The organism is Sulfitobacter sp. 1A15258 (assembly GCF_043557045.1).
GTDB lineage: Bacteria > Pseudomonadota > Alphaproteobacteria > Rhodobacterales > Rhodobacteraceae > Sulfitobacter > Sulfitobacter faviae.
The window spans coordinates 56551-80998 of sequence record NZ_JBIFFK010000003.1 but is presented as its reverse complement, the minus strand read 5'-3'; the positions used below and the strand labels follow the sequence as shown (position 1 = coordinate 80998).

Here is a 24448-nt window from a genome sequence, read left to right as displayed (position 1 = left end):
GATGATCTGGCGCAAATCTTGAGGATTTGTTCTGCGAGATAAAAGTTGACAGCACAAGCCCGCAGATCTCGCCCCGAGTCGCGGTTTTTTGTCGCCGATTCCCACCCCGATGAATAGGGATAAGCCGCTTGTGCGTATAACCACGAGACTTCACCGGTTATCCCCGCTTTGATACATTTTGTCCCCCGGAAAATACGCCAGCAAGATCCTGAGAAAATTCAATATTCGCGAATCGGGGCCGGCTTATCCACAGGGGGCCGCGAAGTTTGTTCACCTGTTGATAAGCGGCGGTATAAATCATTAATCCACAGGATTCAGGCGCCCTACAATCAACTACATCTTTTCTCTTTTCTTATTTATTAAGAAAGAAGCACGCACACCGGAGCCTTCCCCATGTTCGATCTTCTCAGCCTCGCTTATCCATGGATCAAAGCTCTCCATATCGTGTCGGTCATCAGTTGGATGGCAGCGCTCTTCTACCTACCGCGGCTCTTCGTGCATCATGTCGAACAGGCGGGCTCCGCCGGGCGGATGCATGAGACTTTCGCGATGATGGAATTTAAGCTCGCTCAGTTCATCATGCGGCCCGCGATGATGGCGACATGGGTTTTCGGCCTCGCCCTCGTTCTGACGCCCGGAATCGTGGATTGGACGATGATCTGGCCATGGACCAAGGGGGCCAGTGTCATCGCCATGACGGTTTTCCATGTTTGGCTGAAAAAACAGGTCAAATCCGTCGAAAGCGGCGACAGTACCGTCACGGGCCGTCAGTTCCGGCTTTTGAACGAAGTGCCGACACTGCTGATGATCATGATCGTCTTCTCAGTGGTCGTGAAATTCTGAGGCAATTGACTCAAGCCGCGCTGCCGCCTATATCTGCGCCACTGTCCCGTCCGGGGCGGTTTCTGCTTGCCACATTCAAATGATCGACCAGCCCGCATTTTGCTGCGGCTGAACAGGATGCTCCATGACAACCGAAACGCTGAACCTCGCTGATCTCAAGGCGCAGACGCCGAAAAACCTGCTCGCCATGGCCGAAGAGCTGGAGATCGAGAACGCCTCGACCATGCGTAAAGGCGAGATGATGTTCCAGATTCTCCGCGAACGCGCGGATGACGGTTGGGAGATTTCGGGCGACGGCGTGTTGGAAGTGCTGCAGGACGGATTCGGTTTTCTGCGCTCCCCCGAAGCGAACTACCTGCCGGGCCCCGATGACATCTACGTCTCGCCCGACATGATCCGCAAATGGTCGCTGCGCACCGGGGACACTATCGAGGGGCTGATCAAGGCGCCCGATGACACCGAACGCTATTTCGCGCTGACCGAGGTCACCAAGATCAACTTCGAGGCGCCCGAGAAGGCGCGCCACAAGGTTGCCTTCGAGAACCTGACGCCGCTTTACCCCGACGAGCGTCTGACGATGGAGGTCGACGACCCCACGATCAAGGACCGCTCGGCGCGGATCATCGATCTGGTCTCGCCCATCGGCAAGGGCCAGCGTTCGCTGATCGTCGCCCCGCCGCGCACCGGTAAGACCGTGCTGCTGCAAAACATCGCCAACAGCATCGAGAAAAACCACCCGGAGTGCTACCTGATCGTTCTGCTGATCGACGAACGGCCCGAGGAAGTCACCGACATGCAGCGGTCGGTGAAAGGGGAGGTCGTCTCCTCCACCTTCGACGAGCCGGCCACGCGCCACGTCGCCGTCTCCGAGATGGTCATCGAAAAGGCCAAGCGCCTCGTCGAGCACAAGCGCGACGTTGTCATCCTGCTCGATTCGATCACCCGTCTGGGCCGCGCCTTCAACACCGTGGTCCCGTCCTCGGGCAAGGTTCTGACCGGTGGTGTCGATGCCAACGCCCTGCAACGCCCGAAGCGTTTCTTCGGGGCCGCGCGGAACATCGAAGAGGGCGGCTCGCTCACCATCATCGCCACCGCGCTGATCGACACCGGCAGCCGCATGGACGAAGTGATCTTTGAAGAGTTCAAGGGCACCGGTAACTCCGAGATCGTGCTGGACCGTAAGATCGCCGACAAGCGTGTCTTCCCGGCGATCGACATCCTCAAGTCCGGCACCCGGAAGGAGGATCTTCTGGTCGACAAGGTGGACCTGCAGAAAACCTTCGTGCTGCGCCGCATCCTCAACCCGATGGGCACCACCGATGCCATCGAATTCCTGCTCGGCAAGCTCAAGCAAACCAAGTCGAATTCTGACTTCTTCGACTCCATGAACACCTGAGTTATTTCGTAATAACAATAGGTTAGTGAAATATGGACACGATATTCGCCCAAGCGTCAGCGCCGGGCCGTGCCGGGGTTGCGGTGATCCGCATTTCCGGCCCGCAGGCCTTCGCAATTGCGCAGGAGATTTCCGGCAAACGTCCTGAGGGGCGCGGAAGCGTGTTGCGAAACCTCTGCGGCACGAGTGGCGAGGTTATCGACCAAGCCTTGGTCCTGAGCTTCCCCGGGCCAAATTCCTTCACCGGCGAAGATGTGATCGAGTTTCAACTGCATGGTTCCATCGCCGTGGTCCGGGCGATGCTTTCCCTGCTCTCGACCTTCCCCGAAACTCGGATGGCTGAAGCGGGGGAATTCACCCGCCGTGCGCTAGAGAATGAAAGGTTGGATCTCGCGCAGGTCGAAGGGCTGGCGGATCTCATCGAAGCCGAAACAGAAGCACAGCGAAAGCAAGCGCTTCGCGTTTTATCGGGCCACCTCGGCGCGCGCGTCGAAGGTTGGCGAAAAGACTTGATCCGCGCCGCTGCGCTTCTAGAGGCCACGATCGACTTCGCGGATGAAGAAGTGCCCATCGACGTCACCCCCGAGGTGGAATCGCTGCTCTCGAAAGTCGGCAAGGAATTGCAAGACGAAGCGGAAGGCACCTATGTCGCTGAACGGGTTCGAAACGGCTTCGAAGTCGCGATCATCGGTGCGCCAAATGCGGGTAAGTCGACGCTCTTGAATGCGCTAGCCGGACGTGACGCTGCGATCACCTCAGAAATCGCAGGCACTACCCGCGATGTAATCGAAGTTCGAATGGACCTCGGCGGGCTGCCGGTCACCCTTTTGGATACGGCGGGTCTCCGCGAAAGCGAAGATAAAGTTGAAGCCATCGGGATCGAGCGCGCAATCGAACGCGCCGGGGCGGCGGATCTGCGGGTGTTCCTCGCGGCGCCGGGTGAGGCCTTGGCCGTTACACCGGAGGAAGAGGATATTGTTCTCCACCCCAAGGCAGATCTCGTTGGTATTGAGGCGAACGGTATCTCAGGGAAGACCGGGCAGGGCGTGTCAGAACTTATCGACCGCATTCAATCTACACTCTCGGAGCGCAGTTCAAGCATCGGACTGGCAACCCATGAGCGACATCGCGTCGCCTTGCAGCAAGCCGTCTCGTGTTTGGCTGAAGTAGATGTTATCCTGACCCGAGGACCTGATTTCTATGATTTGGCCGCTGCGGAACTCCGGTTCGCGATTCGAGCGCTGGAAACCCTTGTTGGCCGCATAGACGTTGAGAACCTGCTGGATGAGATTTTCACCAGCTTTTGCGTAGGTAAATGATGGAGTGTTTCACGTGAAACATTTTGATGTGATCGTGATCGGTGGGGGCCACGCGGGCGCGGAAGCAGCGCACGCTTCGGCACGGCTCGGCGCACAGACAGCGCTGGTCACGATGAGCCGGGATGGAATCGGCGTCATGTCCTGTAATCCGGCCATCGGCGGACTGGGGAAGGGCCATCTGGTACGAGAGATCGACGCGATGGACGGCGTCATGGGTCGCGTTGCCGATAAAGCTGGTATCCAATTCCGCCTGCTAAACCGTCGAAAAGGCCCCGCGGTTCAGGGCCCTCGCGCTCAGGCTGACCGGAGAATCTACCGGACAGAGATGCTGCGCGAGATCGAGGCTCAAGCTAACCTCGACATCATTGAAGGAGAGGTTACCGACTTCGTGATGGACGGCGAAGTCGTTGCCAGCGTAGTCTTGGCCGACGGAACGAACATCAAGGCGACATCCGTCGTTCTTACGACGGGGACCTTCCTCCGGGGTGTCATTCATGTCGGCGATGTATCGCACGAAGGCGGCCGCATGGGGGACAAAGCGTCGGTCAAACTGGCCGAACGGATCGATTCCTTTAATCTACCGATGGGCCGACTAAAGACGGGGACACCACCCCGGCTGGATGGCCGCACGATCAACTGGGATATATTGGAAGCGCAGCCCGGGGACGATGACCCCATCCTGTTTTCCTTCCTCTCCGACAAGGTTTCAGCCCCCCAGGTCGCCTGCGGTATTACCCATACGAACGAGAAAACTCATCAGATCATCAGAGAGAATCTCGATAGGTCCGCAATGTATGGCGGGCATATCGATGGCGTAGGCCCGCGTTATTGCCCTTCGATCGAAGATAAGGTCGTCCGTTTTGCCGATAAAGAGTCGCATCAGGTTTTCCTAGAGCCCGAGGGCGCGGATGATCATACCGTCTATCCAAACGGCATTTCGACCTCCCTCCCGGCAGATGTGCAGGAAGCCTATGTCCGAAGCATGGTCGGCCTCGAGAACGCAACTATTTTGCAACCTGGTTACGCCATCGAGTACGACTACGTCGATCCGCGCGCTCTTTCATCAACGCTTGCGGTCCGTACCGTAGCCGGCCTCTATCTCGCCGGACAGATCAATGGTACGACGGGCTATGAGGAAGCGGCCGCGCAGGGACTGGTAGCAGGCTTGAATGCCGCTCTTAGCGCCCAAGGCCGGAATGCGGTGACATTTACCCGTTCCGAAAGCTATATTGGGGTTATGGTCGATGATCTGACGACCCGGGGCGTTACAGAACCCTACCGGATGTTCACATCTCGGGCCGAGTTCCGCCTGTCGCTACGGGCAGACAATGCGGATCAGCGGCTAACTCCTTTGGCGATTCAGTTAGGCTGTACCTCTGCCGCGCGCCGAGACAGCTTTGAGAAGAAGGTTTCCTCCCTAGAGGAGACAAAAGCGAAGCTGGAAGGTACGGAGTATACGCCGAAAGAGCTTGCGAGCGCCGGTATCAAAGTCAACCAAGATGGTGCAAAGCGTAGCGGCTATCAGGTTCTCGCCTTTCCCGATGTGGAGTTTGAAGACTTGCTGCCACTTGATCGCAGCCTGGAAGAAACTCCATTCGAAATACGCCGACAGATTGAACGGGACGCGCTCTACGCAACCTACATCGCTCGACAACAGAAAGAGATCGATGTGCTGAAGAAAGACGAGAACGTTCGTATACCGTCTGATTTTTCCTTCGATGATCTTGCAGGCCTTTCTAACGAGCTGAAGTCGAAGGTATCTTCCGCGCGTCCGGAAACAATGGCACAGGCGGCGCGCATTGATGGAATGACACCAGCCGCGCTGACTTTGATACTTGCTCGTGTGAAGCGCGGGGCCGGAAAGAAGTCAGCATGAGCACTGAAAATGACATCGATGTTTCACGTGAAACATTTGAAAAGCTGAAAGCCTTTGCTGAACTGGTGAGGAAATGGAATCCGAAGATTAATTTGGTTTCCAAAAGCAGCTTGGATGACCTTTGGTCCCGCCATATTCTGGATTCCGTCCAAATCTTTGAGCTTGCTACGGGGCGAGGGAACTGGGTAGACCTTGGTAGCGGCGGAGGTTTTCCGGGCATCGTTATTTCGATCCTCAATCAAGAAGAGCACAGATTCGATGTGGTTATGGTTGAGAGTGATCAGAGGAAATCAGCTTTTCTGCGGACGGCCATTCGAGAACTTGATCTTGCGGCAAAGGTGAAAACCGACAGAATCGAAGAACTCGAATGTCTCAAAGCAGACGTGCTATCTGCCCGCGCTTTAGCCGATCTGACGAAGTTGTTAGGGTTCGCCGAGTTGCATCTTAAACGCGGAGGCATTGCACTTCTCCCTAAAGGTCAAAGCTGGCAGCGTGAAGACCTAGAGGCGCGGCAGGATTGGACTTACGACCTAGAGACGGTAACCAGCAAGACCAATCCGGACGCTGCCATTCTAAAGATTAAGGATATCGCCCGTGTCTGACCTTTCTCGTCCAGATGGACCGAAAATCATTGCCATTGCAAACCAGAAGGGCGGTGTGGGAAAAACGACGACGACGATCAATCTTGCCGCTGCGCTGGCGGAAGCTGGGAAGCGTATTCTGGTGGTTGATCTGGATCCGCAGGGCAACGCCTCTACGGGGCTTGGTATCGAAGTCGAAGATCGCGAATTTACAACATATGATCTCTTGCTGGACGATAGCCTTCCGCAGGATGTCATTCAGCGCACCGAAACGGAAGGGTTGCTCATCGTTCCGGCGACGGTTGACCTTAGCTCTGCGGATATCGAACTCTTTTCGAATGAGAAAAGAAGTTTCCTTTTGCACGACGCACTCAGGCAAACCCAGATGGATCACTTTGAGTTTGATTACATCCTGATTGATTGCCCGCCTTCGCTCAACCTATTGACCGTGAATGCGATGATCGCGGCGCACTCTGTACTTGTGCCTTTGCAGAGCGAATTTTTTGCGTTGGAAGGGCTCTCTCAGCTTATGTTGACGATAAGAGAGGTCCGGCAAAGCGGGAATAAGGACCTGCGGATTGAGGGCGTTCTGCTGACCATGTATGATCGCCGCAATAATCTGTCGCAACAGGTTGAGAATGATGCGCGGGCGAACCTTGGTGAACTGGTGTTCCAAACCGTGATTCCGCGCAATGTTCGGGTCAGCGAAGCGCCGAGCTTTGCCATGCCCGTTTTGAGTTATGATCCCACATCGAAAGGGGCCCAAGCCTACCGCGATTTGGCGGCGGAGCTAACAAGAAACAATGGTTAATAAGGTGGCAGTATGGCAGACAAACAAGAGCGCAAACGGGGCCTTGGCCGGGGGCTTTCGGCACTGATGGCGGATGTAGCGGAGACCGAGAGCGTGGCCGCCAGGGGGGCCGCGGCGGCGGAGCAGTTCGTTCCGATCGAGCGGATCAAACCGAACCCGGATCAGCCGCGTAAGCGGTTTGAGCAAGAGCATCTTGATGATCTCGCGGCCTCAATCAAAGAAAAGGGGGTCATTCAGCCTCTGATCGTCCGCGCTTTGGCCGACGGAAACTTCGAGATCGTCGCGGGTGAACGGCGTTGGCGGGCATCTCAGATCGCCAAGGTGCATAGCCTTCCGGTGATCGTGCGCGAGTTCACCGATGTCGAAGTGCTTGAAGTCGCGATCATTGAGAACATCCAGCGGGCAGATCTGAACTCGGTCGAAGAAGCGGCGGGCTATCGACAGTTGATGGATAAGTTCGGCCATACGCAGGAGAAGATGGCCGAAGCCCTCGGGAAAAGCCGAAGCCATATTGCGAACCTATTGCGCCTGCTGAACCTGCCAGATCCGGTGCAAGAGATGGTGCGCCAGAATGAACTGAGCGCGGGGCATGCGCGGGCGCTAATTCCGGCGAAGGATCCGCTGAAACTGGCGCAGCAGGTCATCAAAGGCGGCCTTTCCGTCCGCGCGACCGAGGCTTTGGTTAAGAAAGATCAGGCCGGCGAACGTGGTAATATGGTAAATAAGGAGCGTCTCTCGCAGCGCCCAGCGAAGGATGCCGATACACAGGCGCTTGAAGGCGATCTGTCAGCCAACCTCGGTATGAAGGTTAGTTTGGATCATAAACCGGGTCAGGAAGCGGGTAAGGTGACGTTGCACTATACCACGCTTGATCAGCTGGATGAGATCTGCCGCCTGTTGGGCGGCTCTTAAGGCAGAAGCGTTTCGATCACGGCGTTTAGGACGATAACGCCTTGATCTGAAACAATTAACCTGTCTTTCTCGCGTGCTGCCATGCCGATGTCTTGCAGGTGATTGACGGCCTTTTCGTCGATCTCATGCCCGGCCATATCGGCGTAACGGCTAAGGTCAACGCCTTCTTTCAGGCGCAGGCCCATCAGGAGAAACTCAGTCGCCTGTTCGCTTCGGCTCAGGGCGGTCCGGGGTTTCTCCGCTTCGCCCTTTGCGACACCGTCGAGCCACCGCTGTGGATTGCTATAAGCAACTGTCGCGAATTTCTCTCCGTCCAGCGTCAACCGCCCATGGGCGCCGGGGCCGATGCCGATATAGTCCCCATAGCGCCAATAGATCAGGTTGTGACGCGATTGGGCGCCATCCCGGGCGTGGTTTGACACCTCGTAAGCAGGCATGCCCATGTCATTGCAGATGTCTTGGGTCAGGGTGAACATATCCGCGCCGAGATCTTCGTCGGGCAGGCCGCGAAGTTTTCCGCGGGCGTAACGGTCGCCAAAGGCGGTGCCTTGTTCGATGGTCAGCTGATAGAGCGAAATGTGGTCTATCGCGAGGGATAGAGCCTGTTTCAACTCGGCTTCCCATTCCACGGCGGATTGGTCTTGCCGCCCATAGATTAGATCGAAGCTCACGCGGTCAAAGGTATTACGGGCGATGTCGAAAGCAGTCATCGCTTCTTTCGCCGAATGTAGGCGGCCCAAACGTTTGAGATCCGGATCGTTCAGTGCCTGAATGCCCATCGACACGCGGGACACTCCGGCTTGTCTGTAGGCGGCAAAGCGGCCCGCTTCGACCGAGCCGGGATTGGCTTCGAGGGTGATTTCCAGATCGTTCGCCGTGGGCCAGTGGCCCCGGATGGCGCTGATGATGTCTGCGACGACATCGGGGTCCATCAGACTGGGCGTACCGCCGCCGAAAAAGACGGCATTGAGCACGCGGCCCGGTGTCTCATCCGCAGCGCGCTGAAGCTCGGCGAGATAGGCATCCCGCCAAGCGGCTTGGTCGATCCAGCGGCTAACGTGGCTGTTAAAGTCGCAATAGGGACATTTCGCCTCGCAAAATGGCCAATGGATATAGAGGCCGAAGCCGCCCTGTTGCCAATCTTCAGCCAAAACAGGCCGCAATCAGTTTCGCAAAGGCATCGGCGCGGTGGCTGATGCTGTTTTTCTGCTCGGCGTCCATTTCGGCAAAGGTGACCTCATGGCCGTCAGGTTGGAACATCGGGTCATAGCCGTGACCCTGTTCGCCGCGCATCGGCCAAACCAGCGTGCCGTTTACCTTGCCCGCGAAAACCTCATCATGGCCGTCGGGCCATGCCAACACCAGGTTCGCGCAGAAACGGGCGCGGCGGGGGTGAGGGGCGTTCTTTTCTTCCAGCAGGTTGCGCGTCTTAGTCATGGCCATGACGAAGTCGCGGCCATTCTCTGTTTCGGCCCAATCCGCGGTATAGACGCCGGGTGCATTGTTAAGCGCTTCGACTTCGATGCCGGAATCGTCGGCCAATGCGGGCAGGCCGGTCGCCTTGGCGGCGGCATGCGCCTTGATCCGGGCGTTGCCGACGAAGGTCGTCTCGGTCTCTTCCGGCTCGGGCAGGTTCATCTCTGCCGCGCCGACCACCTCAACCCCGTGGGGGGCGAAGAGCTGGCGCATTTCAGCCAGTTTGCCGGCGTTATGGGTGGCGATCAGAATGCGATTTTCGGTGAACTTGCGGGTCATGCGGTAACCGATTTTTGGATGGTGGCCAGTTCGCCGACGCCTTTCTCGGCCAGATCCATCAGCTGGTTCATCTGGTCGCGGGTATAGGTTGAGCCTTCGGCGCTCATCTGCACTTCGATCAGCTTGCCGGATCCGGTCATGATGAAGTTGCCATCGACGCCCGCCTCGGAATCCTCGGGGTAGTCGAGGTCGAGCACCGGTTGGCCTGCGTAGATGCCGCAACTTACCGCCGCGACGGGATCGACCAGCGGGTCAGAGACGACATCGCCCGCCTTCATCAGCTTGTTCACGGCGAGACGCAGGGCAATCCAACCGCCGGTGATGGACGCGCAGCGGGTGCCGCCATCGGCTTGTAGCACGTCACAATCGACGGTTATCTGACGCTCGCCCAATGCGGAGCGGTCGACCCCGGCGCGCAGGGCGCGGCCGATCAGGCGCTGGATCTCGACCGTGCGACCCCCTTGTTTGCCGGAGGCGGCTTCGCGACGCATCCGTGTGTTGGTGGCGCGGGGCAACATGCCGTATTCGGCAGTGACCCACCCCAGACCGGAGCCTTTGATGAAGGGCGGCACGCGATCTTCGATCGTCGCGGTGCAGAGCACATGGGTATCGCCCATCTTGATCAGGGCCGACCCTTCGGCATGTTTGGTGAAACCTGTCTCGATCGAGACGGCGCGCATTTCATCGAGTTTCCGGCCAGAGGGACGCATGACATATCCTTTTTGATGTTGCCCGGGGATACCGCCCCACAAGGCTTTGATGCAACCCCGATTGACGTTTGCCCGGCTTGTACCTTTATTAGACAAGAGAGCGAGCTCCGATGAAAAACACGCCTGAATTGCTGAAAGACATGAACGACCGATCCCGCGAAGTGTTTCGCCGGGTGGTTGAAGGCTATCTGGAAAGTGGCGATCCGGTGGGGTCGCGCACCCTGACGCGGGACTTCAGCGAAAAGGTCTCGGCGGCGACAATCCGCAATGTAATGCAGGATCTCGAATATATGGGCCTGTTGGACAGCCCTCACGTTTCAGCCGGGCGCATTCCGACGCAATTGGGGCTGCGGATGTTCGTCGATGGGATGATCGAGATTGGCGATCCGACAGAGCTTGACCGGGAGAAGATCGACGCGACCTTGGGAAATAATTCCTCTGATGTCGGCGGGCTGTTGGACCGGATCGGATCGGCCCTGTCGGGCGTCACGCATGGTGCCTCGCTCGTGTTGACGCCGAAGCACGAAGCGCCGATCAAACATATCGAATTCGTCTCTCTTTCGCCTGATAGAGCTTTGGTGGTGCTTGTTTTCTCCGACGGGCATGTGGAGAACCGGCTATTCACGCCGCCACCCGGGCAGACCCCCAGTTCGATGCGCGAGGCGGCGAATTTCCTGAATGCTTTCGTCGAAGGCAAAACCCTCAGCGAGTTGCAGCGCAGCATCAAGCAGGAGATCGCTAAGCGCCGTCAGGAGATCGACGTGCTCGCGCAGCAGCTTGTCGAAAGCGGGGCGGTGCTGTGGGACGCGGAAGGAGAGCATTCCGAGCGTTTGATCGTGCGCGGTCGGTCGAATCTGCTGGGCGGAGAGGCGGAGGCCGAAGACCTTGACCGTATCCGTAGCCTTTTCGATGATCTTGAGCGCAAGCGGGACATCGCCGAATTCCTCGAACTGGCCGAAGATGGGGACGGTGTGCGCATTTTTATCGGCTCGGAAAACAAACTTTTCTCACTTTCGGGTTCCTCTCTGGTCGTTTCCCCTTATATGAACGCTGATCGTAAGGTGATCGGCGCCGTGGGTGTCATTGGCCCGACACGCTTAAATTATGGACGTATCGTGCCGATTGTGAACTACACGGCACAACTGGTGGGAAAGCTGATTTCCGACCGGAACTAGAGGTGGAACATGGCAGAGCCGAAAGAAAACGACTTTTTGGACGAGATCGACAGCGCCGAAGCTGAAGAATACGCCGAAGACATGGCCGAGATCGACGAAGAAGCCCTTGCGGTTGAGGAACTGCGCGCCGAGCGTGACCAGTACCGCGACCGTTTCATGCGCGCGCTCGCCGATGCCGAGAATGCGCGCAAACGCTCCGACAAGGACCGTCGCGAGGCCGAGAACTATGGCGGCTCCAAGCTGGCCCGTGACATGCTGCCCGTTTATGACAACATGAAACGCGCGCTGGAAACCACCACCGATGAGCAGAAAGAGGCCTTTGGCCCGCTGCTGGAAGGTGTGGAACTGACGATGCGCGAGCTGCTGAACGTTTTCAAAAAGCATGGTATCGAAGTGATCGCGCCCGAGGTTGGTGACAAGTTCGACCCCAAGCACCACGAAGCGATGTTCGAGGCGCCTGTTCCCGGCACCGTGGCGGGCGAGATCATTCAGGTCGCCGCCGAAGGCTTTATGCTGCACGACCGTCTGCTGCGCCCCGCGCAGGTCGGCGTTTCTTCGACCCCGGCGAGCTAAACGTCCAAACAGTCACTTTCGAAGGAGGCGGTCAGGATTTGGCCGCCTCTTTCAGTTTATAGATCAGCTCAAGCGCTTCACGTGGGGAGAGTTCATCGGGGATGATCTCTGCCAGCTTCTCTTCGACCGCCGAGGTTTTCGCAGGGGCCGGTTGCGGGGGCGGGCTGGCCGCGAAGAGCGGCAGATCGTCGATCAGCGTCTTTTGTGTAGCCCCGCCTTCGCGTTCGCCTTTCTCCAATGCCTCCAGCACCACGCGGGCGCGGGCGATCACCGGGGCGGGCAGGCCCGCCAACTGCGCCACCTGCACCCCATAAGAGCGGTCCGCCGCCCCCTTGCGCACCTCGTGCAGGAAGACGACCTCGCCCTCCCATTCCTTGACTGCCACCGTGGCATTGTCGACCCCCGGCAGCTTGCCGGCCAGCGCCGTCATCTCGTGATAATGGGTGGCGAAGAGCGCCCGGGTCCGGTTCACGTCATGCAGATGTTCCAGCGTGGCCCAAGCGATCGAGAGTCCGTCGTAGGTCGCGGTGCCGCGCCCGATCTCGTCGAGGATCACCAGCGCGCGGTCGTCGGCTTGGTTCAAGATCGCGGCGGTTTCGACCATTTCGACCATGAAGGTCGAGCGGCCCCGCGCCAGATCGTCTGAGGCACCGACGCGGCTGAAAAGCTGGCTAACAACGCCGATATGCGCCGAACTTGCAGGCACAAAACTGCCCATCTGCGCCATCAGGGCGATCAGCGCGTTCTGGCGCAGGAAGGTCGATTTACCCGCCATGTTCGGGCCAGTGAGGAGCCAGATGTTCGCGGCTTCACCTTCGGCACTCAAGTCACAGTCATTGGCGATGAAAGGCTCGCCCGATTGCTGGGTCAGAGCGCGTTCAACGACTGGATGCCGCCCCCCTTGGATGTCAAAGGCGCGGGACATATCCACGCGCGGGCGGGTCCAATTCTCACTCCGGGCGAGGTCGGCCAGACCTGTGGCCAGATCGACTTCGGCCAACCCGGCAGAGGCTTGTCCGATCTCTGCCGCATGCTCTAGAATAGCACTCCGAAGACTTTCGTAGAGCCGCTTTTCGATCTCCTGCGCGTGGTTGCCCGCGTTGAGGATTTTCGTCTCCAACTCGGACAGTTCGACAGTGGTAAAGCGCACTTGGTTCGCCGTGGTCTGACGGTGGATAAAGGTTTCTGACAGCGGCGGGTTCAGCATTTTCTCGGCATGGGTCGCGGTGCATTCGACGAAATAGCCCAGCACGTTGTTGTGCTTGATCTTCAGCGACGAAATCCCCGTATCAGAGACGAATTGCTGCTGCATGCCCGCGATTACGCTGCGGCCTTCGTCGCGCAGCTCGCGCGCGGCGTCGAGGTCGGCGTCATGGCCGGGGGCGATGAATCCGCCGTCGCGCACCATCAGCGGGGGCTCGGCCACCAGCGCGTGATCCAGCAGGTCAATAAGATCTCCATGGCCCTGCAACCCTTCCGCAGCTTCGCGAAGCAGGTCGGGGAGGTCCTGTTGTGTCAGGCTCTGGTGTAAAGCCTCGGCTTCGATCAACCCATTGCGGATTGCGGCAAGGTCGCGCGGACCGCCCCGGTCGAGCGACAGACGCGACAGCGCCCGGTCGAGGTCCGGCACATTGCGCAGACGTTGGCGAATGTCTTCGGCAACGCGGGCATTGTCATAGGCAAAGCTGAGCGCATCGGCGCGGGAGGTGACCACATCGACAACGCGCGAAGGGCTTGAGATCCGCCGCTCCAGCAGGCGCGCGCCCCCGGCGGTGACGGTATTATCCATGATCGACAGCAAAGACCCGGCGCGGCCACCATTTAGGGAGTGGGTGAGTTCCAGATTGCGCCGGGTTGCCGCGTCAATCTGAACGGTGCGGGCCTCTGCCTCTTTCTGGGGCGGGCGGAGCAGGGGCAGCTTGCCGCGTTGAGTGATAGTGAGGTATTCTATTACCGCTCCCATAGCCGAAACTTCGGCGCGGGTGAAGCTGCCGAAAGCCTCTAGCGTGGCGATATCAAACAGGTCGCAGACCCGTTTTTCCGCACTGGTGCTGTCAAAGGCCGAACGGGCCAGACCCGTCAGTGCAATCCCAAAATCAGAGACGACCTCGTGCAAATCCGTCTCTTTCGCCTCTGAGACGATCAGTTCCGACGGGGACAGCCGCGCCAATTCCGGCCCCAGCCGAACCTGCGCCAGTGGCATCACGTGAAACGCGCCGGTCGAGATATCGACCCAAGCCATCGCGCAGGCATCGCGCACCTCGGCAAAGGCCGCGAGGTAATTGTGACGGCGGGCTTCCAGCAGGCTTTCTTCGGTCAGCGTGCCGGGGGTGACCAGCCGCACCACGTCGCGTTTTACCACCGCTTTGTAGCCGCGTTTCTTGGCCTCCGCGGGGCTTTCCATCTGCTCGCAGACCGCCACGCGAAACCCCTTGCGGATCAGCGTCAGCAGGTAGCCTTCGGCGGCATGCACCGGCACGCCGCACATGGCGATATCTTTGCCCTGATGCTTGCCGCGTTTGGTGAGCGCAATGTCCAACGCCTCTGCCGCCGCGATGGCATCGTCAAAGAACATCTCGTAAAAATCGCCCATGCGGTAGAACAGCAACGCATCCGCGTGGTCCGCTTTAAGCTCGAGATATTGGGCCATCATTGGCGTTACTTTTTCTGTCTGCACGGCTGCCCCCTGTTGCCGCGCGGACCCTACAAAACCCCCCGGCGCAGCGAAAGGGGGTGCGGGGCCTTGGGCGGTCTTTGTAATGCGATTTGCACTGACGCGGGGCTTGCGTTGTGCTGAAGTCGGATCGTGGCTAAGAAGATCCCAAAGCAGAAGAAGGGTAATGTCGTGACGAGAAAGAACCGTATCACCTCTGAAGAGGCGCTTGCCTTTCACCTCGAACCGACCCCCGGCAAGTTCGAGATCTCGGCCACCGTGCCGATGACCACACAGCGCGACCTGAGCCTTGCCTATTCCCCCGGTGTGGCCGTCCCTTGCGAGGCCATCGCCGAGAGCCCCGAGACAGCCTATGACTACACCAACAAGGGCAATCTGGTCGCCGTGATCTCGAACGGGACGGCGGTGTTGGGGCTTGGCAATCTCGGCGCGCTGGCCTCCAAACCGGTGATGGAAGGCAAGGCGGTTCTGTTCAAGCGCTTCGCGGATGTGAACTCCATCGATATCGAGCTTGATACCGAGGACACCGAGGCTTTCATCAACGCCTGCAAGCTGATGGGGCCGACCTTCGGCGGCATCAACCTCGAAGACATCAAGGCGCCCGAGTGTTTTATCATCGAGCAGCGTCTGAAGGAAGAGATGGACATTCCCGTCTTCCACGACGACCAGCACGGCACGGCGGTGATCTGTGCTGCGGGTCTGATCAACGCGTTGCACCTCTCGGGCAAGAAGATCGAGGACGTGAAGATCGTGCTCAACGGCGCGGGGGCGGCGGGCATCGCTTGTCTGGAACTGCTCAAGGCGATGGGCGCGAAACACGACAATTGCATCATGTGCGACACCAAGGGCGTGATCTACCAAGGCCGCACCGAGGGCATGAACCAGTGGAAATCTGCCCATGCCGCCAATACCGAACTGCGCAGCTTGGAAGAGGCGATGAAGGGCGCGGATGTCTTCCTTGGCGTCTCGGTCAAAGGGGCGGTGACGCCGGCGATGGTGGCCTCCATGGCCGACAACCCGGTAATCTTCGCCATGGCCAACCCGGACCCGGAGATCACGCCCGAAGAGGCGCATGAGGTCCGCATGGATGCCATCGTCGCCACCGGGCGGTCAGATTACCCGAACCAAGTCAACAACGTGCTGGGCTTTCCCTATCTCTTCCGTGGCGCGCTCGACATCCATGCCCGGGCCATCAACGATGAGATGAAGATCGCCTGCGCCCATGCGCTGGCGCAACTGGCGCGCGAGGACGTGCCGGACGAGGTGGCGCTGGCCTATGGCCGCACGCTGAGCTTTGGCCGCGACTACATCATTCCCACGCCATTCGACCCACGCCTCATCCACCGCATTCCACCCGCCGTGGCCAAGGCGGGGATGGCCACCGGGGCCGCGCGGCGCCCGATCATCGACATGGAGGCCTATGAGGTCGGGCTGAAATCGCGGATGGACCCGACGGCGAGCATCTTGCGCGGCATCAACGCCCGCGCCCGGGCCAATCAGGCCCGGATGATCTTTGCCGAGGGCGACGATCCCAAGGTGCTGCGCGCGGCGGTCATGTACCAGCGCGCGGGCTTGGGCAAAGCACTGGTCGTGGGCCGCGAGGACGACGTGCGCGCCAAGCTCGAAGAAGCGGGCATGGCCGACGCGGTGCGCGAGTTGGAGGTGGTGAACGCCGCCAACACCCAGCACCTGGCGACCTACAAAGACTTTCTTTACGGCCGGTTGCAGCGCAAGGGGTTCGACAGCAAAGACATCCACCGCCTTGCCTCACGCGACCGCCATGTCTTTGCCGCACTGATGCTGGCGCATGGTCATGGCGACGGTCTGGTGACCGGGGCGACCCGCAAGTCGGCGCATGTCTTGGAGCGGCTCAACCACGTTTTTGATGCCAATGCCGAGGCCGGGGCCGCGGGCATCACGGCCCTGCTGCACAAGGGGCGCATCGTCTTCATCGCCGACACCTTGGTGCATGAATGGCCCGATGAGAACGACCTGGCCAATATTGCCGAAAGCGGCGCGCGCGTGGCGCGGCATCTGGGGCTGGAGCCTCGGGTCGCCTTCGTCAGCTTCTCGACCTTCGGCTATCCGGTCTCGGAACGGGCCGAAAAGATGCACCTCGCGCCCGAGGTGCTGGACCAGCGCGGGGTGGATTTCGAATATGAGGGCGAGATGACCGTCGATGTGGCGCTGAACGCGGCCAGTCAGGCGAATTACCCGTTCTCGCGGCTGACGGGGCCTGCGAACATCCTCGTAGTGCCAGCGCGGCACTCGGCCAGCATCTCGGTCAAGCTGATGCAGGAGATGGCGGGGGCGACGGTGATCGGGCCGATCCTTACGGGCCTCGATAAGTCGATCCAGATCTGCTCTTCCACCTCGACGGCGAATGACATCCTTAACATGGCTATTCTCGCCGCCTGTAAGGTGGGCTGATGATCTGGAACCTCGGCTCTATCAACGCGGATAACTTCTATCTGCTGGCCCATCTGCCGGGACCGGGAGAGACCATTTCAGCCCGGAATTTCCGGCAGGGGCTGGGCGGCAAGGGGGCCAATATGTCGGTCGCCGCCGCCCGGGCCGGGACGCGGGTGATGCATGTCGGCGCGTTGGGCGCCGATGGCGGTTGGGCGCTGGAACGGCTTTTGGAATATGGGGTCGAAACGGCGCATATCACCTTGATGGAGGGCGTGACCGGTCACGCCAATATCGCCGTGGATCTGGAAGGGGAGAACAATATCGTCATCTTCCCCGGCACCAATCACGAGATCACCGATGAGATGATCGGTGCCGCACTGAGCGAGGCTTCCTCGGGCGATTGGCTGTTGATGCAGAACGAAACCAACGGGCAGCGGTTCGCGGCGCGAACGGCGAAAACTCTGGGCCTGCGACTGGCCTATGCCGCAGCCCCTTTCGATGCGGATGCGGTGACGGCGATCCTCGAACAGATCGATCTATTGGTGCTGAACGAGGTCGAAGCGGCGCAGTTGCGGGCCGCGACGGGGGGCGAGCTGCGGCAGCTGCCGATTGACGACATCGTGGTGACGCTGGGGGCGGGGGGCTGTGAATGGGTCTCTAACAAGGCACATCTGGTCGAGAGCTTCCCCGCCTATCAAGTCGATGCGGTGGATACGACCGGCGCGGGCGATACTTTCACCGGCTATCTGCTGGCCGGGTTGGACCGGGGGATGACCATGCCGCAGGCGATTGATCTGGCCATGCGCGCCGGGGCCTTGATGGTCACGCGTCATGGCACGGCAGATGTGATCCCCGATCTGAAAGAGATCCGGGATCACGATTTTCGCAGCTAATCTACCGGGGCGCGGTTACTTCACGAAGGGCGCCGCGCTGCCCCAAAGTTGTTTCACGCGGGCGTCACGGCCACAGCCCTTGCGGTAGCGTTTGTAGGCGACCGATTTTTTCACAGCCACGCCGACACTGCTGAACGCCAGGCGGTCGCTGCTTTTGTAGTAGTCCTGGTGGTAATCATCGGCCGGGTAAAAGGGCGCATCGCCAAGGATCGGCGTCACGACCTTGGTCCCGAGGGCGGCCTGCGCTTCGGCCTTGGCAGCCTCTGCCGCGCTTTTCTGGGCGGGGCTGCCCGCGAAAATCGCGGTCCGGTAGCTTTCGCCCCGGTCACAGAATTGCCCGCCCGCATCTGTGGGGTCGATCGAGCGGAAGAAGAGATCAAGCAGTGTCTTGCGGCTGACCACATCCGGGTCGAATTGGATCTGCACCGCTTCGTAATGGCCGGTGTTGCCGCCGGTGACTTCTTTGTAGGTCGGGTTCTTGGTGCGGCCCCCGGCAAAGCCCGAGATAGCCTCTTTCACGCCTTTGACGGATTCGAAATCGGCTTCGACGCACCAGAAGCAGCCGCCCGCCACGGTCAGCATCTCGGTCTCCGCCGCCGCCGCAGGTCGGTTCTGCGCGGCGAGGCCCAGAGTGATCGCAAGGGTCAGAATGGCGGGTTTGAACATTGATTTTTGGAACATGTCGGTCCTCCTCAGGCCTAGGCTTGCCGCTGGGGCGGAGATAGCGCAAGTCCGGGGCGGGGAAAGTCACGCTCTGGTGAAGGCAATTTACCACTTGGCGCGCGGGCGCGTTCTTTCTAGCGTTCTGAGTTGAACGGCAATGGGAGAAGCTCTTCATGCGAATTGCGATGTGGTCAGGGCCGCGCAATCTTAGCACTGCGATGATGTATAGTTTTGGAGCGCGCGCGGATTTCACCGCGATGGATGAGCCGTTTTACGCGGCCTATCTCAAGGCGACGGGGCTGGATCATCCGATGCGCGACGCGGTACTGGCGGCGCAGGAGCAAGACCCCGCACGGGTGCCTCTTGGCTTTGTCCAACACGGCGGGCGGCATCTTTATATGAAACATATGGCGCAGCATATGATCGACGGGTTCCCACTTGATTGGGCCGAGGATTGTGTGAACATCCACCTGATCCGCCATCCGGCCCGGGTGATCGCAAGCTATGCGGAGAAGCGCGAAGCACCCCGTTTGGCGGATATCGGGTTTGATCGGCAACTCATGCTCTTCGAGCGGTTGGGCGGACTTGTCATCGACAGCGGCGATATCCGCGCGGACCCGGAGGGGATGCTGCGCAGGCTTTGCGCAGCCATCGACTTGCCCTTTGATCCTGCGATGCTGCATTGGCCCGCCGGGCCGCGGGCCGAGGATGGGGTTTGGGCGCCGCATTGGTATGGGGCGATCCATCGCAGCGCCGGTTTTGCCGGGCCGGAGGGGGAACTGCCCGAGCTTAAAGGAGCAGAGGCGGAAGTTCTGGAGGCGGCCATGCCCTACTATGAGCGGCTGTTTGCGGAACGTCTAAAAAATTCCTGAAGACCGCGAAACTATTTCGCGGGGCTGTCGTGACTACGGTGCTATTTCAAACGGAGGGAAAACCAGATGAAAAAATTTGCAAGCACCGCAATCGCCCTGTCCATGATCGCCGGTGGCGCATGGGCGGATGCCCATGCCATGGCCATGGTCGAAGCTTCGGGTCAGGATGTATCGAATGGCGTCGTCACTGCCGATAAGGTGATGGCAGGCGAGAATGGCTGGCTGGTCGTGCATCGCACCGATGCCGATATGAAGCCCGGCCCCGTGGTCGGCTACGCTCCGCTGCGCGCGGGCGAGAACATGGATGTGGTCGCGATCCTGCAAGAGGATGTGGCTTCGGGCGACATGCTAATGTTGATGGTGCATTCCGAAGATGGTGGCATGAAAACCGGCGTGTTCGAATATACGTTGGGCGCCAAGGAAGACGGGCCGATCAAACCGAATGGGGAGTTGGTGATGACGGTCGTCACTGCCGATTGATCCGGTAGGTGGCTCAGAGAAAGGCCCGGGCGGGAGCGTCCGGGCCTTTTGCGTTTTTATCTGGGGCTGGCCGCCGGGGGCGCTGCCCCCGGACCCCCGTGGTATTTAAGAAAGGATGAAGGGGGATTGGGATCCCGCGCTTCAGCCTTTGCTGCGCTTGTCGCGGGCGGCGAGGAGTTTGAGGCGCAGGGCGTTTAGTTGGATGAAGCCTGCGGCGTCTTTCTGGTCGTAGGCGCCGGCGTCATCTTCGAAGGTCACATGGGCCTCGGAATAGAGGCTGTGATCGGACCAGCGGCCGACGGTGCGGACGTGGCCTTTGTAGAGCTTAAGGCGCACGGTGCCGGTGACATGAGTTTGGCTCGCGTCGATGGCGGCTTGCAGCATGGTGCGTTCGGGGCTGTACCAGAAGCCGTTGTAGATGAGCTCGGCGTATTTCGGCATCAGCTCGTCCTTGAGGTGCATGGCGCCGCGGTCGAGGGTGATGGATTCGATGCCGCGGTGGGCTTCCAAGAGCAAAGTGCCGCCCGGGGTCTCGTAGATGCCGCGGGACTTCATGCCGACGAAACGGCCTTCGACCAGATCGAGGCGGCCGCAGCCGTGTTTGCCGCCAAGTTCGTTGAGCTTGGTGAGGATCGTGGCGGGGGACATGGCTTCGCCGTTGATGCTGACCGCATCGCCGCGCTCGAATCCAATCTCGACGTATTCGGGCGTGTCGGGGGCGTCTTCGGGGTTCACGGTGCGCTGGTAGACGTAGTCGGGCGCGTCGACCGCCGGGTCTTCGAGCACCTTACCTTCGGAGGAGGTGTGCAGCAAGTTGGCGTCGACCGAGAAGGGCGCTTCGCCGCGCTTGTCCTTGGCGATCGGGATCTGGTTCTTTTCGGCGAAGGCCAAGAGCTTGGTGCGGCTCGACAGATCCCATTCACGCCAGGGGGCGATGACCTTGATGTCGGGGTTAAGCGCATAGGCGGCGAGCTCGAAGCGGACCTGATCGTTGCCCTTGCCGGTGGCGCCGTGCGCGACCGCGTCGGCGCCGGTTTCTTCGGCGATTTCCACGAGGCGTTTGGAGATCAGCGGGCGGGCGATGGAGGTGCCCAGCAGGTAGAGACCCTCGTAGACCGCGTTGGCGCGGAACATCGGGAAGACGAAGTCGCGGACGAATTCCTCGCGCACGTCTTCGATGTAGATATTCTCAGGCGCGATGCCCATCATTTCGGCCTTTTTGCGGGCCGGTTCCAGCTCTTCGCCTTGGCCGAGGTCGGCGGTGAAGGTCACCACCTCGCAGCCATATTCGGTTTGCAGCCATTTGAGGATGATCGAGGTATCGAGGCCGCCGGAATAGGCAAGCACGACTTTCTTGGGCGCGGACATGACGGGTTTCCTTTCAAGTTCGCCCTGCGAGGTAGCGGTTTTCGCGGGCGCGGGCAAGATTGAAGCCTGCGTTGACCTATGCTGGCTGCGCGCCTATCGACGAACGGCAGCAAGGAGAGCAAAGATGGCGGATGAATTTGCACGAAAAGCACAGGCGGCGGCAGAGGCGCTGCGGGCATTGTTCCCGGCGACACCGCTTTTGCGCAACGAACATCTGTCAGAGCGGTTCGGCGCGGATATCTGGTTGAAGCGCGAGGATTTGAGCCCGGTGCGCTCCTACAAGCTGCGCGGGGCGTTCAATGCGATGCGCAAGGTGTTCCCGGGGCAGGGGGTTTTCGTCTGTGCCTCGGCGGGGAACCATGCGCAGGGGGTGGCTTTTGCCTGTAGCCATTTCGGGGTGCGCGGCGTGATTTTCATGCCGGTGACGACACCGCAGCAGAAAGTGCAGAAGACCCGGATGTTTGGCGGTGAGAATGTCGAGATCCGGCTGGTGGGGGATTATTTCGATGCCACACTGGCCGCAGCGCAGAGTTTCTGCCGGGACGAAGGGGCGCATTTTCTGTCGCCTTTCGATGATGATGACGTGATCGAGGGGCAGGCTTCTGTGGCTGTGGAGATTGCCGCGCAGTTGGGCCGGGTGCCGGATCGGGTAATCTTGCCCGTGGGCGGCGGCGGGCTGTCTTCGGGCGTGGTCAGCTATTTCGGGGATGCCTGCGACTATACATTCGTCGAACCTTCCGGGGCGCCAAGCTTTGCGCGGGCGTTGGAAGTTGGGGCGCCGGTGGATGTCTCGCCGATCGATAACTTCGTCGACGGTGCTGCGGTGGCCAAGATCGGTGCGCGGACCTTTGAACGTTTGCGCGGGGTGGACCCGGCGGATGTGGTGCACCTGCCCGAGGATCGGATCTGCGTGACGATCAACGAGATGCTGAATGTCGAGGGCATCGTGTTGGAACCGGCGGGCGCGCTGTCGATCGATGCGCTGGGTGAGGTGGCGGATCAGATTGCCGGTAAGACGGTGGTCTGTGTTGCCTCGGGTGGCAATTTTGATTTCGAGCGTTTGCCGGAGGTCAAGGAGCGGGCGCAGCGCTATTCGGGTGTGAAGAAATATTTCATCCTGCGCCTGCCGCAGCGGCCCGGGGCGTTGAAGGAATTCCTGATGCTGCTGGGGCCGGAGGATGACATCTGCCGCTTTGAGTATTTGAAAAAATCGGCGCGGAACTTTGGTTCGGTCCTGATCGGGATCGAGACGCGGCGGCCAGAGAATTTCAAGCCGTTTCTTGAGCAATTGGGGCAATCCGGCTTTACCTATACGGATATCACAAACGACGAAACCTTGGCGCAGTTCGTTCTGTAGGGGCGGAAGGCCAGAGGGATTCACCTTCTGGTAAGGCTTGGTGGGTTAACTCGATAGGGTCTGTCAGGATCGTGTCGCATGAAATTGGATATCCCCAGCCTTTCCGAAGCGGTGGCGACACCTGCTGTGGCGTCCTTGGTTTTGGTGGTCGAGGGGGATGAGACCGGGCGGGCCTGTCTTTCGACCGCGTTGAAAGGATGGGGGTATGAGGTGGTTTCTGCCGCCTCGGAAGCCGACGCGTTGGCCCTTTGCGCGCAGGGGTGGCCTGATATCGTGCTTTGCAGTGGGGCGATATCGGGGCTCGATTTTTGCAGGGCTTTTCGGGAGCTTTCACAAGGGCGCGGCAGTTATGTCATTCTGTTGGCCGACAGTCATGAGCGGGCTGTGGACTGCGCCCTTGATGCGGGGGCTGATGATGTTCTGATACGGCCCGCCGGTCTGCCGGAGCTACGCGCGCGTCTTATGGCGGGGGCGCGTTTTCTGGCCATGCAGCGGGACTTGACGCAGAAAAATCAGCTGATTACCGAGACTTTGGATATTCTGCGGCAGGTGCATGCGCGGATCGACAAGGATTTGGTCGAGGCGAAGAAATTCCAGCAATCGCTGCTCCGGGAGCGTTATCGCGCCATGGAGGGGGGCAATCTGTCGATGATGCTGCGCTCTGCCGGGCATGTTGGCGGGGATTTGGTGGGGTATTTCCCGGTGCGGCCGGGGGTCGTGGGGCTGTTTGGCTTGGATGTGTCTGGGCATGGGATCAGTTCGGCCCTGATGACGGCGCGGCTGGCGGGGTATCTGTCGGCGGCCACGCCGGATCAGAACCTTGCGCTCACGCTTTTGCCCGGGGGGACCTACGCGGCGCGGCCTCCGGGCGAAGTAATTGCGGAACTGAACGATCTTGTTCTCCATGAGATGGAGACGGAGCATTATTTCACCCTGATGCTCGCCATTGCGGATCTCACGACCGGGGAGGTCACTGTCGCCCAGGCGGGGCATCCGCATCCGGCCTTGTTGCGCTCGGATGGGCGGGTCGAACAATCGGGCACCGGGGGGTTTCCTGTCGGGCTGCTCTCTGGAGTGGGGTTCGAGGACTATAAACTTCAGATGGCGCCCGGCGATCGTTTGTTGATCCTATCCGATGGGGTGACGGAATGCCCCGATCCGGGGGGGGAGATGTTGGGCGAAGAGGGTTTGGCCCGCATGTTGGACGAATTGCGCCGGTTCAGCGGCCCGGCGCTGCTGAGTGCGCTGGTTTGGAAGTTGTCGGAATTCGCTGGCAGCCGCGATTTCCCCGATGATGTCTCGGGGATATTGCTTGAGTATCACGGCAACGCCTAGCCTAGGTGGCGTTGCAGAAACAAACGGTCACCTTCATTGGCGAGGGTTGCCAGCGCCTCGCTGGCCGATAGCACCAGCGTGGCGTGATGCGGCTCTGTCGGGGCGGCGATCTGGCGCACGGGATGGGCGACATAGACGTGGCAGATCTTCTGAGCCCAGAGGTCGTAATCCTTCATATAGGTAAAGCGGCGGAAGGCTCCCAATCGACGCGGGCGGGCGATGCGCCAGCCGGTTTCCTCCAGCACCTCGCGGTGCAGCGCTTGAAGCGGGGATTCCCCCGCCTCGATACCGCCGCCGGGCAGTTGCACCTCGGTCTCCTCCGCCATTTCCAGCGTCATCAGAAAGCGGCGTTGCAGCGGCAGAATAGCATAGACGCCGGGGCGCGGCGTGTAGCGTTGGCCGGGGTGTGGTGTCTCACCTGTACGTCGGATCATATGCTGCCC

The 24448-nt window shown here is 59.9% G+C and carries 22 protein-coding genes; 15 read left to right on the top strand and 7 right to left on the bottom strand.

Annotated features, from left to right (window positions below; translation table 11 throughout):
- The first annotated feature begins 393 nt into the window (after window positions 1-393).
- The 7 genes from ACGYK9_RS07695 (at window position 394) to ACGYK9_RS07665 (ending at window position 7738) form a co-directional block, all read left to right on the top strand.
- The gene (locus tag ACGYK9_RS07695; protein ID WP_394409169.1) at window positions 394-843 is read left to right on the top strand and encodes a CopD family protein; all 450 of its coding nucleotides are present in this window, start codon (window positions 394-396) and stop codon (window positions 841-843) included.
- A gap of 124 nt (window positions 844-967) precedes the next feature.
- On the top strand, window positions 968-2239 hold the full coding sequence (gene rho, locus ACGYK9_RS07690; protein ID WP_067267859.1) for a transcription termination factor Rho: 1272 nt from the start codon (window positions 968-970) through the stop codon (window positions 2237-2239).
- Between the two features lie 32 nt (window positions 2240-2271).
- The gene (mnmE, locus tag ACGYK9_RS07685; protein ID WP_394409166.1) at window positions 2272-3558 is read left to right on the top strand and encodes a tRNA uridine-5-carboxymethylaminomethyl(34) synthesis GTPase MnmE; all 1287 of its coding nucleotides are present in this window, start codon (window positions 2272-2274) and stop codon (window positions 3556-3558) included.
- A 13-nt stretch (window positions 3559-3571) separates the two neighbouring features.
- Window positions 3572-5434 carry a tRNA uridine-5-carboxymethylaminomethyl(34) synthesis enzyme MnmG gene (gene mnmG, locus ACGYK9_RS07680; protein ID WP_394409163.1) on the top strand — a complete coding sequence of 621 codons (1863 nt, stop codon included), beginning with the start codon at window positions 3572-3574 and terminating at the stop codon, window positions 5432-5434.
- On the top strand, window positions 5431-6036 hold the full coding sequence (gene rsmG / locus ACGYK9_RS07675; RefSeq protein WP_394409160.1) for a 16S rRNA (guanine(527)-N(7))-methyltransferase RsmG: 606 nt from the start codon (window positions 5431-5433) through the stop codon (window positions 6034-6036). The genes mnmG and rsmG overlap by 4 nt, the downstream gene beginning before the upstream one ends.
- Complete coding sequence (locus ACGYK9_RS07670; protein WP_394409157.1) at window positions 6029-6826, top strand: ParA family protein; 798 nt, start codon at window positions 6029-6031, stop codon at window positions 6824-6826. Before rsmG ends, ACGYK9_RS07670 begins: the two co-directional genes overlap by 8 nt.
- A 12-nt stretch (window positions 6827-6838) precedes the next feature.
- Entirely contained in the window at window positions 6839-7738 is a 900-nt protein-coding gene (locus tag ACGYK9_RS07665; RefSeq protein WP_394409153.1) for a ParB/RepB/Spo0J family partition protein, read from the top strand.
- Here ACGYK9_RS07665 and hemW read toward each other — a convergent pair.
- From hemW to rph, 3 genes are read right to left on the bottom strand one after another with little or no spacing between them, the layout of a single operon-like run.
- Entirely contained in the window at window positions 7735-8889 is a 1155-nt protein-coding gene (gene hemW / locus ACGYK9_RS07660) for a radical SAM family heme chaperone HemW (RefSeq protein WP_394409149.1), read from the bottom strand. The genes ACGYK9_RS07665 and hemW overlap by 4 nt on opposite strands.
- Window positions 8882-9493: an RdgB/HAM1 family non-canonical purine NTP pyrophosphatase gene (gene rdgB, locus ACGYK9_RS07655; RefSeq protein WP_394409146.1), complete on the bottom strand. Its 612-nt coding sequence runs from the start codon at window positions 9491-9493 to the stop codon at window positions 8882-8884. The genes hemW and rdgB overlap by 8 nt, the downstream gene beginning before the upstream one ends.
- Window positions 9490-10203, bottom strand: coding sequence for a ribonuclease PH (rph, locus tag ACGYK9_RS07650; protein ID WP_271688630.1), 714 nt, complete (start codon window positions 10201-10203; stop codon window positions 9490-9492). Before rph ends, rdgB begins: the two co-directional genes overlap by 4 nt.
- A 110-nt stretch (window positions 10204-10313) precedes the next feature.
- Here rph and hrcA point away from each other — a divergent pair, with 110 nt between their 5' ends.
- Window positions 10314-11378, top strand: coding sequence for a heat-inducible transcriptional repressor HrcA (gene hrcA, locus ACGYK9_RS07645; RefSeq protein ID WP_271688629.1), 1065 nt, complete (start codon window positions 10314-10316; stop codon window positions 11376-11378).
- A 9-nt stretch (window positions 11379-11387) separates the two neighbouring features.
- Window positions 11388-11951 (top strand): nucleotide exchange factor GrpE, encoded by a 564-nt coding sequence (locus ACGYK9_RS07640; RefSeq protein WP_067267873.1) that lies wholly within the window; start codon window positions 11388-11390, stop codon window positions 11949-11951.
- 31 nt (window positions 11952-11982) lie between these two features.
- Here ACGYK9_RS07640 and mutS read toward each other — a convergent pair whose 3' ends face one another.
- Window positions 11983-14604 (bottom strand): DNA mismatch repair protein MutS, encoded by a 2622-nt coding sequence (mutS, locus tag ACGYK9_RS07635; RefSeq protein WP_394409982.1) that lies wholly within the window; start codon window positions 14602-14604, stop codon window positions 11983-11985.
- A 192-nt stretch (window positions 14605-14796) separates the two neighbouring features.
- Between mutS and ACGYK9_RS07630 the strand changes: the two genes are divergently transcribed.
- Both ACGYK9_RS07630 and ACGYK9_RS07625 read left to right on the top strand, forming a co-directional pair.
- Entirely contained in the window at window positions 14797-17055 is a 2259-nt protein-coding gene (locus ACGYK9_RS07630) for an NADP-dependent malic enzyme (protein WP_394409143.1), read from the top strand.
- The gene (locus ACGYK9_RS07625; protein ID WP_394409140.1) at window positions 17055-17930 is read left to right on the top strand and encodes a ribokinase; all 876 of its coding nucleotides are present in this window, start codon (window positions 17055-17057) and stop codon (window positions 17928-17930) included. Before ACGYK9_RS07630 ends, ACGYK9_RS07625 begins: the two co-directional genes overlap by 1 nt.
- 15 nt (window positions 17931-17945) lie before the next feature.
- On the opposite strand, the gene msrA is transcribed toward ACGYK9_RS07625, so the two are convergent.
- Window positions 17946-18611, bottom strand: coding sequence for a peptide-methionine (S)-S-oxide reductase MsrA (gene msrA / locus ACGYK9_RS07620; RefSeq protein ID WP_394409137.1), 666 nt, complete (start codon window positions 18609-18611; stop codon window positions 17946-17948).
- A 155-nt stretch (window positions 18612-18766) separates the two neighbouring features.
- Between msrA and ACGYK9_RS07615 the strand changes: the two genes are divergently transcribed.
- Complete coding sequence (locus ACGYK9_RS07615) at window positions 18767-19465, top strand: HAD family hydrolase (RefSeq protein WP_394409134.1); 699 nt, start codon at window positions 18767-18769, stop codon at window positions 19463-19465.
- Between the two features lie 66 nt (window positions 19466-19531).
- Window positions 19532-19945: a hypothetical protein gene (locus ACGYK9_RS07610; RefSeq protein ID WP_067267884.1), complete on the top strand. Its 414-nt coding sequence runs from the start codon at window positions 19532-19534 to the stop codon at window positions 19943-19945.
- A 141-nt stretch (window positions 19946-20086) separates the two neighbouring features.
- Here ACGYK9_RS07610 and ACGYK9_RS07605 read toward each other — a convergent pair whose 3' ends face one another.
- Window positions 20087-21313 carry an argininosuccinate synthase gene (locus ACGYK9_RS07605; protein WP_271692663.1) on the bottom strand — a complete coding sequence of 409 codons (1227 nt, stop codon included), beginning with the start codon at window positions 21311-21313 and terminating at the stop codon, window positions 20087-20089.
- Between the two features lie 124 nt (window positions 21314-21437).
- On the opposite strand from ACGYK9_RS07605, the gene ilvA reads away from it, so the two are divergent.
- Both ilvA and ACGYK9_RS07595 read left to right on the top strand, forming a co-directional pair.
- The gene (ilvA, locus tag ACGYK9_RS07600) at window positions 21438-22670 is read left to right on the top strand and encodes a threonine ammonia-lyase IlvA (RefSeq protein ID WP_394409131.1); all 1233 of its coding nucleotides are present in this window, start codon (window positions 21438-21440) and stop codon (window positions 22668-22670) included.
- A gap of 78 nt (window positions 22671-22748) precedes the next feature.
- Window positions 22749-24005: a PP2C family protein-serine/threonine phosphatase gene (locus ACGYK9_RS07595; protein ID WP_394409128.1), complete on the top strand. Its 1257-nt coding sequence runs from the start codon at window positions 22749-22751 to the stop codon at window positions 24003-24005.
- Here ACGYK9_RS07595 and ACGYK9_RS07590 read toward each other — a convergent pair.
- On the bottom strand, window positions 24002-24439 hold the full coding sequence (locus ACGYK9_RS07590) for an NUDIX domain-containing protein (RefSeq protein ID WP_394409125.1): 438 nt from the start codon (window positions 24437-24439) through the stop codon (window positions 24002-24004). The two genes, ACGYK9_RS07595 and ACGYK9_RS07590, sit on opposite strands and share 4 nt — an antisense overlap.
- Between the last annotated feature and the right edge of the window lie 9 nt (window positions 24440-24448).